Source organism: Variovorax sp. YR750 (genome assembly GCF_900109805.1).
Lineage (GTDB): Bacteria > Pseudomonadota > Gammaproteobacteria > Burkholderiales > Burkholderiaceae_C > Variovorax > Variovorax gossypii.
The window spans coordinates 18,108-30,509 of the sequence record NZ_FOBJ01000022.1 but is presented as its reverse complement, the minus strand read 5'-3'; the positions used below and the strand labels follow the sequence as shown (position 1 = coordinate 30,509).

Genomic DNA, 12,402 nt, shown 5'->3' with positions numbered 1-12,402 from the left:
GTCAGCGGTTCTTCTGGAAAAGGTTGAGCTTCGCTTCATCGGACTTCGTCACGTCCACCCATTGGTTTCTCAGAAGATCCAGACCGCGGCCGACGCCGGGGCGGCTGCGTACCCGGCCATACCAATCCTGCACACGAGAGAACTCATCCAGTGGGACACCGGTCATCTTGTGGATCCGGATCCAGGCGAAGCTGGCCATGTCGGCAATCGAGTACTCATCGCAGATGAACTCGCGACCATCAAGACGGTCATCCAGAACCTTCAAGAGACGTCTTGTTTCCGCCTGGTAGCGTGCGATGGCGTAAGGTACTTTTTCGGACGCATAGCGGAAGAAGTGCTGGGCCTGACCCATCATCGGACCGATCCCGCCGACCTGCCAGAACAGCCATTGAAGTACTTCGCTGCGCTGGCGCAGTTCGGTGGGGAGAAAGCGTTTCTCCTTCTCGGCCAGGTAGACCATGATGGCTCCGGTCTCGAAGACCGTGAACGGCCCGCCACCGTCGGCCGGCGCGTGATCCACGATGGCTGGGATTTTTCCATTCGGATTGATCACGCGATAGGTGTACGTGTGCTGGTCGCCCGCAGTGATGTTGATCGGGATGACCCGGTAGGGAATCTCCAGTTCCTCGATCAGGATCTGCACTTTGTGCCCGTTCGGTGCCGCCCAGCTGTATAGATCGATCATCCTGTCTCCTTTTGTACGAAGCTGATCCACACGGGGTCCGTGGATTCCTAACTCAACTCCGTTTCAGGTTAGCAGGGACAACTGGATCGCGATGTCTTTTCAACGACAGATCGACTCCGGCGTACTGGATGTATTTCAGTCACAAAGGTTGATGTAACCGACAGGCTGAATTCTCCTTGCCGACTACTCCTGATGGCCTGACCGTCGAGCACCTCTTGGGGCGTGGCGCCAAGACATTGAAGGCAGCCGCCGGCAAGGCCCTCGACGGAGGCAAAGCAGTACGCAAGGGTACGGGCTTTCCGAAGTACAGCCACCCCCAAGACGGGCAAAAACTGGAAGGGCTTCGGAAAGGCTCTCGACTGGATTTCCACGGTTCGTAACCGTGACAAGTTCCTCATCTCATCGCGATGATGTTACCTAGCAGCGCGCAACGCGTACTGCCACCACCGTCGACGACCAGTGGGCGACCGCCGCCTTGGGTCAGGCTCAGTTCCTTGACCCGTGAACTGTCCTCGAAGCAGGACACGGTCAGCGCGAGTCCTTTGAACTGAAGACGCCCGCCGAAGTCGCGAAGATCGGGGGTAGCGTGGGCGCCTCAGGGTACCGGTCGTCCAGGTCTATCGTCTTGTTCATGGGTGGCGTCCTTCAAAGTTTCAAGTTGGCGGGAGCTGCAAGCGGGTCCCGACCGAAAACCAAGCATACGGGGCTGCCACATGCCGTTGGAGTTCCGGCGTGCCCGAGACTTCCGGTCTCGGCATCGATGCCGAAGGCGATGATCGAGTCGCTGTCCTCGTTGAGAGCGAACAGGGTCCGCCCATTGGGCGAGATAGCGAAAAAACGCGGAGTCTTTCCTTGCGATGGAACAGCTTCGATAAAGCGCAGTCGGCCGGACTGACCCTCAATGGCAAAGATCGCGATGCTGTCGAAGCCGCGGTTCGATGCGTAGACGAAGCGATTGGATGCATCGACGGCGATTTCGGAGGCCCGACTGTTTCCAGTGAAGCAGTCGGGCAACGTCGAGAGAACCTGAATGGCCCTGAGCGTGCCTTCGCTCCGGTTCATCTCATAGGCCACCACGGTCGAATCCAGTTCGTTGACTGCGTACGCGTAGCTTCCCGCTCCGTGGAATGCGATGTGGCGCGGGCCGGATCCTTCGCGTGCCATGACGAAGGGCGGGTTTGTCGGCAGCAAACGGCCGTCCTCGAACCGGAACGTGAACACACGGTCCAACCCTTTGTCCGGCAACGCGACAAAGCGTCCGCTGGGATCGAACGGGTTGAAGTGCGGTTTCGAGAATGGCTGCTCCACGCGGTGGGGACCTCGCTCGCCTGTCAATGCAACAAGCTCCGACACTGCGCCGACCGCGCCATCATCCAGCAGCGGCATGACGGCAGCCGTCCCGCTCAAATGGTTCGAAACGATCAGGTATCTTCCACTCGGATCGATGGCCAGATGTACGGGATTGCGCCCGCCGCAGTCCTCACTATTCAGAAACGTCAAAGTCCCTTGAAGGCGATCGACGCGGAACGCGCTCACCTCCTGCGCATCGCCGTGCACTGTGTAGAGCACGTCCCCCATAGCGTTCAACGCGAGGAACGACGGGTTCACGAGACCTTCGACGACCTGGACTTCGGTCAATTCGCGCTGAGCTTCGTCGAGCCAGTACACACTGATGCCTCGGCCCCGCGCATTGCGCTCGCGCGTCGTTCGTGAACCTACGTAGGCGTACATCGGAAGGGGCCTCAGTGGGATGACCGGGTCACAGCCACGGCCCAGCGCTCGGCCATCGAGGGCGAGTTGAAGCAGGTGGTGTCCTTGGAGGCGGTGCACACCGCGCGCTCCAGCAACTGGATGTCGGCTTCGTGTTGCCGTGCCACGTGCGGATCCTCGAAGAAGATCACTTTGCTACACGCGCGATTCAGCACGAGCTCTGCTATTTGCGCATCCCCGCCCATGGGGCCGCTCAGCTGCGGCTTGACCCAGGGGGTGTCCGCTGGCCAACCGCGGCTCCACGCCATCTCGTTCAAGAGGCCGCCCGTCGTACCAGTGCCCACGCGCGTCGCAAAGGCCGACAGCAGATCAAAATACTTCGCTGCGAACGCCACCATGCGCTGCTTCAGGGCATCGTGGGCGATCAACGCCACCGTCTGTCCGGCCAAAGGCGCTGCGAGCATGGGTCTTCCGACACCGGCGTGAAACAGTTCGACCGCCATCCATTCGACCGCGCCGGCCTCTGTCGACACGAAGGGCTTGCCGTGAATGACACATTGCCGCTTGAGCGCCTGAGCCTCCGGGTAAAGGGAAGACGGGTCGACCGGATCGATCAGGTAGATGACACCGTCGAGTTCATCGACAGGGTCCAGCCCGCCCGTGACGCGAGAGGCCAGCCTCATCACACCGCCGTCGACGCCCGAGGGAAGCCGGAAGAGTCCCCTGTGACCCGACAGTCGACGCGCACCCGCCAATGCATCGTACGCGCCGCCCACGGCATACAGTTGAAGATCGAGCGTGCGAATGGATTCATCGCAGGCGCGAGCCCAGGCCAGGAGCGCGCCTTCCGCCCGTCGGTGCAGCCTGTTGGCAACCAGCCCGAACCGCAGCGCGCTCACCAGTGGGCTCCGAAAGCCAGCCGAATATCCGCGATTTGCGGATCCGACAGAGCCCGTGCGCGCCTGCCACTCAAGATCCAGAGGCGCGAGGTCTCTTCGAGCTCTTCCAGAGTCCCCATGGCGGCCGACAGGGTGTCGTGCCAGACATTCGGGCCAAGGCGAGAGAGCATGACCGCACGGATGGGCGACCCCTTCGTGGCATAGGCGCGGATGGCAAATTCGACCCGGTCGGCCGCTCCGGAATGGCCCGGGCGCGTGTAGTCGATCAGCGGCACGCGGCCCACCTTCATCACGAAATAGGGCGTCAGTGCGGGAAGAAGTTCCTTGCAGTCTCCCTCGACGGCATCGACGTCCTCGTCGAGGGTCAATGCGACGCAATGGGTGCTGTGGGTATGGATCACGCATCGCGCGGGCAGCGCCGTGCCTGCGCTCGCGGCATAGATGCGCCGATGCAAGGTGATCGTCTTGCTCGCTCGATCGCCGCTCGACTGAGTGCCGCTCGCGTCGAGCCTGGCGAGGCGGTCGGGGCTCAGGAAACCCAGGCATGCGTCTGTCGGTGTGATCAGGTAGCCGCCATCGTCGAGGCGAACGCTGATGTTGCCCGCGGTTGCATGCACGAAGCCTCTTTCGAAGAGGCTGCGCCCGATGCGGCAGATCTCTTCCCTGGCCAAGCCTTCGTTCAACCTGCGTCTCCCAGCTTCGTGATTCGCGCCGTGTTCAGGTGCTGGCGCAGGAACTGCGAAGCCTCCATGCGTTCGCCCTTCACGAGCAGATCGATCATCACCAGATGCTCTTCGCACTGACGATGCAGACGCGCCCGGTCGAGCCGGGTTCCATATTCCACGACACGCCGCATCTGGTTGAGCGTGCGCAGCGAGTCCAGCAAGAACCGGTTGTTCGCCCCGGCAATCACCGTTTCGTGGAAATGCACGCCGGCGCGGAACAACTCGGTCGGAGTGCAACGCTCGATGCCGCCTTGCAGCAGTTCGATCTGCTCGCGCCTGCATTTCTCCAACTCAGGGATGTCGACCACATAGCCGGGCTCGAGAATCGCCGCGGGCTCGATGATCATGCGGAATCGATAGCTCTCGCGATGGGACTCGACGTTGCTCAATAGCGGCCGGAACATCCAGCCTCGCCCGGGCTTGCGATCGATCATGCTTTCGCGCGACATGCGGTTGAGCACCCGCTGGACCTGGAGTCGGCCCAGGTCGTACCGGCTCATGAGATCGGCCTCGGCAATCTCGTCCGGCAGCAGCCCGTGGATGCGGTCATTGGCGATCCGCATGTAGACCGTCTCTTCGGACGATGGGTCCGGTGAAAACTCCAGTTCGCCGAGTTCCGAAGCGCCCTTGGCCACCTGATACCCGCGATTCGGCTCCGATGTGACGGCCCCGGCCGCCTGCAGGTATTGGAGGGCCTTGCGCACCGGCGACCGGGACACCGCGAGTTCGTCGCACAGCGCCTGTTCGGTCAACCTGTGGCCGATCGAATAGCCCTCACGCCGAATCATCTCGATGATCCGGCGCGCGAGGGTCGGGATCAGGGCACTTACATTGGAAGCCGGATTGACCTTGGGGACTGCACTGAGCGCGGGCATGGCGGTGGAAGTGTCGTGGTGCGAAGGGAAACTCTACTGTAGCGGGGTGGAAGGCATCGAGGCGTTACGAGAGCAACTCGAACGCGCGCGTGAAGAAGTCCGTCGCACCGAAATTGCCCGATTTGAGGGCTAGGTGCATCGCGCCCTCCCTGGCATGGGGCGATCCCGCATGGCACCAGGGCACACCCGGGGCGATCTGGGGGCCGATACGCATGCTTTGAATGCCCAACGCCTGCACGCAGGCGCCGGAGGTCTCTCCCCCCGCGACGATCAGCTGACCCACGCCTCGTTCGGCAAGTCCGCGCGCGATCGATGCCAGCGCGTGTTCAACCATCTCGCCGGCTTGCGCCACGCCCAACCGCGCCTGCACTGCGCTCACCGCCTCGGGTCGGGCCGTGGCATAGATGAGCACCGGGGCCGTCGCGATCTGCTGCTGAGCCCATTCGAGCGCGTCCGAGACGACGTCCTGGCCATTGGCCATTTGCAAGGGATCGACGGCAAACGCCGCGCCACCTCCTTCGACAAAGTCGGCGACCTGTGCGTTGGTCGCTGTCGAGCAGCTGCCGGACACGATGGCCCTGAAGCCCAGAGCCTGGGGGAGCTGGCCCGCGGCCGCTGCCGGTACGAGACCGACGTTTTGCGGCAGTCCTATGGCGACGCCGGAACCGGCGGTCACCAGCGGAAGGGACTTCAGTGCCGGCCCCAGGGCCATCAAGTCGGCGTTGCTGGTGGCATCGACCACCGCCATCGACACCCCCTCGATCCTGAGGGCGCGGATCCGTTCGGAAATTGCCGCCGGACCGGCGGCCACTGTTCGATAGTCGATCAGGCCCACGCGCCTTTTCGTCTGCGATTGCAGCACGCGGACCAGGTTGGAATCCGTCATCGGCGTCAGTGGATGGTTGCGCATCCCGGACTCGTGCAGCAGTTCGTCACCCACGAACAGGTAGCCCTTGAACACCGTTCGGCCGTTCTCCGGAAACGCCGGACAGGCGATCGTGAAGTCGGTGTCAAGGGCCTCCATCAGCGCGTCTGTCACGGGCCCGATGTTGCCGACGGGCGTGGAATCGAAGGTCGAGCAGTACTTGAAATAGATCTGCTGGGCACCGACCGACCGAAGCCAACGAAGCGCGTCCAGAGATTGGGCAACAGCGTCGGCGACGGGAATCGTGCGCGACTTGAGCGCAACCACCACCGCGTCCGCATCCACGGTCACGCTCATGTCCGGCACACCGATGGTCTGCACCACCCGCATGCCCGCGCGCACCAGGTTGTTGGCCAGGTCGGTGGCACCCGTGAAGTCGTCGGCAATGCAGCCGAGCAGGACTTGTGTCATGGTGAGGGCTCGCTCGGATCAGGCCGAAGCCATCGCCTTGACTACCGCGGCGGTGAAATCCTTGCAGCCCATGGTGCCCCCAATGTCGCGGGTACGGGTCTTCGGGTCTTCCAGCGCCTTGTCGACGGCGCGCACCATGGCGTCGCCGGCGTCCTGCATGGCCTTGTTCTTCTGCTTGTCGCCGACCCAGCGCACCATCATCGCAACCGAAAGGATCATGGACACAGGGTTGGCCAGGTCCTTGCCGGCGATCGTGGGGGCCGATCCGTGCTGTGCCTGGGCGCAGCAGACATCGTCGCTCGCCATCACCGAGCCCGCGAGCCCGAGGCTGCCGGAAAGTTCGCTGGCCAGGTCCGAGATGATGTCGCCATAAAAGTTGGTCGCGACCAGGACATCGAAACGTTCCGGCTCCTTGACCAGATGGGCGGTGGAAGCATCGACCAGCAGGTCATCGAGCGCCACCTCGGGAAAATCCTTGGCCACGTGGCGCACGGCTTCGAGGAACAGGCCGTCGGTCATGTGGAAGCTGTTGGCCTTGTGGATCGCCGTGACCTTCTTGCGCCGCGTCATCGCCAGTTCGAAGGCCCGGCGCGCGATGCGCTCGCTGCAATGGCGCGTGATCTTTCGAATGGACAGCGCCATGTCCGGGCTGGGCATGACCTCTCCCCAGCCCTTCGACATGTTGCGGTCGGGATAGAAACCCTCGGTGGCTTCGCGCATGATGACCAGGTCCATGGTGCGGCCTTCGCGCATGTTGGACTGCAGATACGGCCGCGTGCGCGCGGGCCGGACGTTGGCGTAAAGGTCAAGGCCGATGCGGAACCCTGCCGACACGTTGCGTCCTCCTTTCTCAGGCACTGGATAGTCGGCATGCGACTGCGTGCCCAGGATGATGCCGTCGTACGTCTTCGCCTTGTCGAGCACTTCCTGGCGCAAGGTGGTTCCGTGCTTTTCCAGACTCGTGAAGCCCACGTCCTCGTAATCGTAGGAGATGTCGAGCTTGAAGCGGCTGTCAGCCGCCTTGAGGACTTCGACGGAGGCGGTGACGATCTCGGGGCCAATGCCGTCGCAGGGCAGAACGATGAATTTCATGGGATCTCCTGGGTGTTGATGAGGGGTGGGTGGAATGAGGGTCAGACGGGCGAGAGGATCTTCTGCAGCAGGCGCACGGCGCTGTCAGGACTGGTGAGAACCGGCCTTTGAAGCCGCGCTGCCACGACTTCATGCGACCGAGCCATCGAAAACTGGCCCAGCATCACGATGTCGCAGTTCTCTAGACTTGCAGCCTCCTCCACGACCAGACGGTCGTGGGTCGCGGGGTCGCCAGCACTCAATGCTTCCAGGGCGCCTTTCGCGCAGACTGACTGGAGTTCGACCGCCACTTCCCCGGCACGCGCCAGTTGCAGAAATTCTTCGCGCATCGAGGGAATCGAGGGAGCGAACGTCGACAACAGCCCAATCTGCACGCGTCCGCGGCGCGTCCGAGCGATTTCCAACGCCTCCAGAAACATGGCTTCGTTGGGCTTGTAAGCGGGGACGACGACGGCTTGCGCTGCTGCGTCGATCGCAACCCCGAACGCCGAGCACGTGAAGAGGATGCCGTGCGCACCGGTGCGTTCGGCGTACTGCGCCAGGTCCACGAAGCGCCGGGTCAACGCGCCATCGATCGAACCACGCGCGGCGAGGTCCGATGACAGGCTGTCGTCCAGCAGGTTCATCAGGCTCGCCTCAGGCCAAAGCCTGCGGAAGGAGTCCGCGACCGGCTGCACCGCGACTGCCGTAGCATGTATCAAAACAACTCTTCGTGCAAAACTCATTGGATGTAAAGGCGGTTAGGGTTCAACCTAATTGTACTATACACCATATAGATACAATCAGGGAAAACCCAACATCGCACTGAGAAGTGCCCTCCTCGACCTACCGGAGACCCTGATGAGACTGTCTTTCCTTCGTTCGCCCTGTGTCAGCGCCGCCATCCTTTGCGGTGGTGCCTTGGCCTTCGCAAGCCCGTCGTTTGCGCAGTCGGCCGCAGCCGCCGACTACCCCACCAAGACAATCACCTTCGTTGTGCCTTACGCGGCAGGCGGCAGTTCCGACATACGTTCGAGGCAGATCGCCCAGAAGCTTTCGATCTATTTCGGCAAGCCCGTGATCGTCGAGAACCGCCCCGGCGCCGGCGGCAACATCGGCACGGACTACATCGCCAAGGCCGCTCCCGATGGCCACGTCATCGGCTTGGGCAATTTCGCGCCGCTCGCGGTTAACAAGGCGCTCTTTGCCAAGCTTCCATTCGATCCCGCCACAGACCTGTTGCCAGTGGCCATGATCGAACGGGGGCCGCTCGTCATGTCGGTCAGCATCAATTCCCCGGCCAAGTCGGCCCAGGTTCTCATCAGAAACATCAAGGCGAAGCCCGGGACCATGAGCTACGCCTCGGGCGGGCTCGGTGGTTCGCACCATCTGGCCGGTGAACTGTTCGAACAGAACGCGCAGCTCGACCTCGTCCACGTGGCGTACAAGGGTGGAGCGCCGGCGACCAACGACCTGATCGCCGGCAACGTCGACCTGATGTTCGAGTGGATCTACGCCGTGATGCCGTACCTGAAGGGCGACTCGCCGAAGCTGCGCCCACTCGCCATCACCAGCGAAAAGCGATCGCCGCTTCTGCCGGACGTGCCAACCTTCAAGGAACTCGGCGTGCCGGGAATGGAGATGTCCAACTGGTTCGGCGTCGTGGCGCCGAAGGGCACCCCTCCCGCCGTCATCGCGAAGCTCAATCAGGCGATCAACAAGGCGATTCGGGAACCGGAAGTGACCGAGAAGATCACCTCACAGGGCAATGAGGTCGCTGGCGGAACTCCAGAGGAGTTCGGAACCTTCATTCGCGCTGAATCGGACCGCTGGTCGAAGCTGGTCAAGACGCACAACATCAAGCCCGAGTAGGCCCACGCGACGAGCCAGACCCATCCAGCCAGGTATCGACATGATTCAACTCCTCCACTCTCGCCGCTTCGGCGCACTGGCCCTCGCGGCCGCGCTCGCCGCACCGGTCTGCCATGCGCAGTCGAGCGCCGCCTCCTATCCCACGCAACCCATCCGGATGATCGTGCCGTTCGCGGTCGGCGGGCCCAACGATGTCATGGCGCGGGTCCTCGGACAGCGCCTCACCCAGGAGACAGGACAACCTGTGGTCATCGACAACAAGGCGGGTGCCGGTGGCGTGATCGGCACGGATGCCGTCGCCAAGTCCAAGCCGGACGGCTACACGATCGGCTTCGTCAGCGCTCCGTTCGCGATGGTTCCCGCGTTGCAGGCCAAGATGCCCTACGACACCATGAAGGACCTCGTGCCCGTGTCCAAGGTGGCCGATTCGCCGATGCTCATGATGGTGCCCTCGGATTCGCGCTTCAAGACCGCAGGCGAACTCATCGAGTTCGCGCGCAAGAATCCGGGCAAGCTCACCTACGGCTCGGGCGGAGCGGGGAGTACCCCGCACCTGACGACCGAATTGCTCGCAGAGGTGACGGGCGCCAAGTTCATGCATGTGCCCTACAAGGGTGGCGGCGAGTCCATCCGCGCACTGATGGGTGGGGAAGTCGACCTGCTCATCGACAGCATCACCAGTACGGCGACGCCGTTGGCGTCAGGCCGGGTCAGGCCGCTCGCGATCGGACAGGCGACACGATCGACCCGCTTGCCGAACGTCCCCACCTTCGAGGAGGCCGGCATCAAGAACTTCTCGGTGACGCATTGGGTGGGTGTCGTCGCGCCGGCCAAGACGCCGCCGGCGGTCCTTGCGACGTTGAACGCCCAGATCGTCAAGTCGCTTCGTGCGCCCGAAGTTGTGCAGAAGCTGGCAGAGCTCGGCGCGACACCGGTTGGGAGCTCGCCTGAGGAGTTCCAGAAGTTCGTCGCCGACGAACTGAAGAAGTGGCGGACGGTCGTGAAAACCTCCAACATTCAGACGCAGTAGAAGCCACCAAGAAATGTCTGCCAGGTCATCGGAGCGTGTATCGATGTCTCCTAATATGCGCAACGCTCCGGCGCGCTCGACTGATTGTCACGTCCACATCTTCGATCCTGGGCGGTTCCCTTACGCGGCTGCGCGGCGCTATACGCCTCCACCAGCCACTGTTTCGCAGCTGAAGGAGATGCATGCAAGCCTTGGAATCGATCAAGTCGTTCTGGTGCAACCCAGCGTGTATGGGACCGACAACGATTGCATGCTGGACGCTCTGAAGCGCTTGGGTGATCGTGCCCGGGGTGTCGCCGTCATTGACCAGACGTTTGGTCGCGATCAGCTCGACGACATGTTCGCTGCCGGCGTGCGAGGCGTCCGCATGAATATCGAGGTGTCGAAGGGCGCCGATGCGACAGACGCCTTGAGACGGCTCAGCGCGACCGCTGAGGCGCTTGGCGGCTCTCCGCTTCTGATCCAGGTCTACGCTGCTATGCCGGTGCTTCTGGCCTGCGCGCCAACGCTTCGGACTCTGCATCACACGGTGCTGATCGATCATTTCGGCTTGGCGAGAACTGGAAGCGATCCGGAGAAGGCGGGCTTCCCTGCACTGCTGGAACTCATCGCAAGCCCTAACATCTGGATGAAACTGTCTGGGCCCTATCAGATCTCGAGTGCCTCGCCTGACTATGCCGACGTCACGGCGATTGCAAAAGCCATGATCGCCACCTCGCCGGATCGGATCGTGTGGGGCAGCGATTGGCCGCATACCGGAGGCTCCGCCCGGCCCGCAAACTACCGTTCGACCGACTTGGAGCCATTTCGTACGGAAGACGATCTCCGAAACTTCGGCCTTGTGGGGAAGTGGGCCCCCGAGGAATCATTGCGCCATCGTGTGCTGGTCGACAACCCCGCTCGCTTGTTCGGATTTCGCTCCGACTAAGATCCGATATCCCCATCCGCCACCAAGACCGCGATTGACGCGTGGTGAGTTGGTTTCGATGACGAGGTCGAGACGGCCTTGCCGAAGATCGTCGACTGGTACATGGAGAACAAGATCAACATCGACGACCTGACCACGCACACCATGCCGCTGGAAGACATCGACAAGAGCTTCGATCTCACTAAGCGCGGCGAATCGGTCGGCGGCGTGGTTCTGTTCTATCGACGTGGCGCCAACTGGCCTTGCGTATCGAGCTAAAACGCCGTGGATTGAAGGAGAACGCCTCCTGGCCTGCTGCCTCACATCTTTTCGAACCGAAGGTCGGCAACGATCTTGGCCCAACGTAGATTCTCCGCTGCCACGAACGCAGCGAATTCCTTGCGCGGCGTCGGGCTGGGAACGGCACCTTGCTTTTCGATTGCGGAGACCACGGCAGGATCACTCAAGGCCTGATTCAGAGCGCGATTGAGCTGATCCAGAATCTCAGTCGGTATGCCTGCAGGCCCGCCGAGCCCGAACCAGGATGGATTGTTCATGGCCGGCAGCCCCGTTTCGGCATAAGTCGGCACTTGCGGCAGCAACTTCAGGCGGCTCTTGGCGGCAACGACCAGCGGCTTGACACGCTTCGCCTGAATCAGTTCCATGGACGACAGGATGTTGTCGAACACGACATTGATCTGTCCGGCGAGCAGATCGGACAGGGCCGGTCCCAGCCCCTTGTAGGGCACGTGAAGCATGTCGGTGCCGGTGACATGTTTGAAGAGTTCGCCGTTGATGTGACTCAACCCACCGTTGCCGGAGGAGCCGAACGAGTATTTTCCCGGTTGCTCCTTGAGCATCTTGACCAAGCTCTGCACTGACTCGGCCCCAAGGGCGGGATTGGTGACGAGGACATTCGGCACATCCGCGATGTTTCCAATGGGTGCGAAGTCCTTGACAGGGTCATACAGGCTCTTCGCATACACGTTGGGGTTCACGGCGTGCGAGCTCTCCACCACCATCACGAGCGTGTATCCGTCCGCCGGCTGCTTGGCCGCCGCAGCCGAGCCCACCGAGCCCCCGGCTCCGGGCCGGTTGTCGACGACGACTGGTTGCCCGAGGATCGTCGACAGCTTCGTCGCCACGATGCGGGCCAGCAGATCCGTGGTCCCGCCTGGCGCATAGGGCACGATCAGCTTCACGGGTTTGGAGGGATAGGCCTGCGGGGAGGCAAGCGCGTTCAAGGCCGCGCCCGCCAACCCGCCGAGCACCAAGTGTCTTCGATTCATCGA

General features: G+C 62.4%; 12 protein-coding genes and 2 pseudogenes. 4 read left to right on the top strand and 10 right to left on the bottom strand.

Annotated elements, in window-relative coordinates; genetic code table 11:
* Window position 1: 1 nt before the first annotated feature.
* The 9 genes and pseudogenes from BMY35_RS33760 to BMY35_RS33720 all read right to left on the bottom strand — a co-directional run bounded on the left by BMY35_RS33760 (window position 2) and on the right by BMY35_RS33720 (window position 7,948).
* Window positions 2-685 (bottom strand): glutathione S-transferase N-terminal domain-containing protein, encoded by a 684-nt coding sequence (locus BMY35_RS33760; RefSeq protein WP_093208883.1) that lies wholly within the window; start codon window positions 683-685, stop codon window positions 2-4.
* Window positions 686-1,079: 394 nt separating this feature from the next.
* Window positions 1,080-1,244 (bottom strand): annotated as a pseudogene (locus BMY35_RS39150) (ribonuclease); the annotation flags it as partial.
* 86 nt (window positions 1,245-1,330) lie between these two features.
* A complete protein-coding gene (locus BMY35_RS33750; protein WP_093208878.1) occupies window positions 1,331-2,416 on the bottom strand; it encodes a lactonase family protein in 1,086 nt (361 codons plus the stop codon).
* 11 nt (window positions 2,417-2,427) lie between these two features.
* Window positions 2,428-3,294 (bottom strand): methylglyoxal synthase, encoded by an 867-nt coding sequence (locus BMY35_RS33745; RefSeq protein WP_177213773.1) that lies wholly within the window; start codon window positions 3,292-3,294, stop codon window positions 2,428-2,430.
* A complete protein-coding gene (locus BMY35_RS33740) occupies window positions 3,291-3,977 on the bottom strand; it encodes a class II aldolase/adducin family protein (RefSeq protein WP_093208876.1) in 687 nt (228 codons plus the stop codon). The genes BMY35_RS33745 and BMY35_RS33740 overlap by 4 nt, the downstream gene beginning before the upstream one ends.
* Window positions 3,974-4,894: a GntR family transcriptional regulator gene (locus tag BMY35_RS33735; protein WP_093208873.1), complete on the bottom strand. Its 921-nt coding sequence runs from the start codon at window positions 4,892-4,894 to the stop codon at window positions 3,974-3,976. Before BMY35_RS33735 ends, BMY35_RS33740 begins: the two co-directional genes overlap by 4 nt.
* A gap of 64 nt (window positions 4,895-4,958) precedes the next feature.
* Complete coding sequence (otnK, locus tag BMY35_RS33730) at window positions 4,959-6,230, bottom strand: 3-oxo-tetronate kinase (protein WP_093208869.1); 1,272 nt, start codon at window positions 6,228-6,230, stop codon at window positions 4,959-4,961.
* 18 nt (window positions 6,231-6,248) lie between these two features.
* On the bottom strand, window positions 6,249-7,322 hold the full coding sequence (locus BMY35_RS33725) for an isocitrate/isopropylmalate dehydrogenase family protein (RefSeq protein WP_093208866.1): 1,074 nt from the start codon (window positions 7,320-7,322) through the stop codon (window positions 6,249-6,251).
* Window positions 7,323-7,363: 41 nt separating this feature from the next.
* Window positions 7,364-7,948 (bottom strand): aspartate/glutamate racemase family protein, encoded by a 585-nt coding sequence (locus BMY35_RS33720; RefSeq protein WP_093209010.1) that lies wholly within the window; start codon window positions 7,946-7,948, stop codon window positions 7,364-7,366.
* A gap of 214 nt (window positions 7,949-8,162) precedes the next feature.
* Here BMY35_RS33720 and BMY35_RS33715 point away from each other — a divergent pair, with 214 nt between their 5' ends.
* The 4 genes and pseudogenes from BMY35_RS33715 to BMY35_RS33700 form a co-directional block, all read left to right on the top strand.
* Window positions 8,163-9,173 carry a Bug family tripartite tricarboxylate transporter substrate binding protein gene (locus tag BMY35_RS33715; protein WP_093208864.1) on the top strand — a complete coding sequence of 337 codons (1,011 nt, stop codon included), beginning with the start codon at window positions 8,163-8,165 and terminating at the stop codon, window positions 9,171-9,173.
* A gap of 40 nt (window positions 9,174-9,213) precedes the next feature.
* The gene (locus BMY35_RS33710) at window positions 9,214-10,203 is read left to right on the top strand and encodes a Bug family tripartite tricarboxylate transporter substrate binding protein (protein WP_093208861.1); all 990 of its coding nucleotides are present in this window, start codon (window positions 9,214-9,216) and stop codon (window positions 10,201-10,203) included.
* 55 nt (window positions 10,204-10,258) lie between these two features.
* Window positions 10,259-11,131, top strand: coding sequence for an amidohydrolase family protein (locus tag BMY35_RS33705; RefSeq protein ID WP_177213771.1), 873 nt, complete (start codon window positions 10,259-10,261; stop codon window positions 11,129-11,131).
* Window positions 11,132-11,203: 72 nt separating this feature from the next.
* Window positions 11,204-11,389: pseudogene (locus tag BMY35_RS33700) on the top strand (hypothetical protein); the annotation flags it as partial.
* Between the two features lie 41 nt (window positions 11,390-11,430).
* Here BMY35_RS33700 and BMY35_RS33695 read toward each other — a convergent pair.
* Window positions 11,431-12,399 carry a Bug family tripartite tricarboxylate transporter substrate binding protein gene (locus BMY35_RS33695; RefSeq protein WP_093208856.1) on the bottom strand — a complete coding sequence of 323 codons (969 nt, stop codon included), beginning with the start codon at window positions 12,397-12,399 and terminating at the stop codon, window positions 11,431-11,433.
* Window positions 12,400-12,402: the final 3 nt, after the last annotated feature.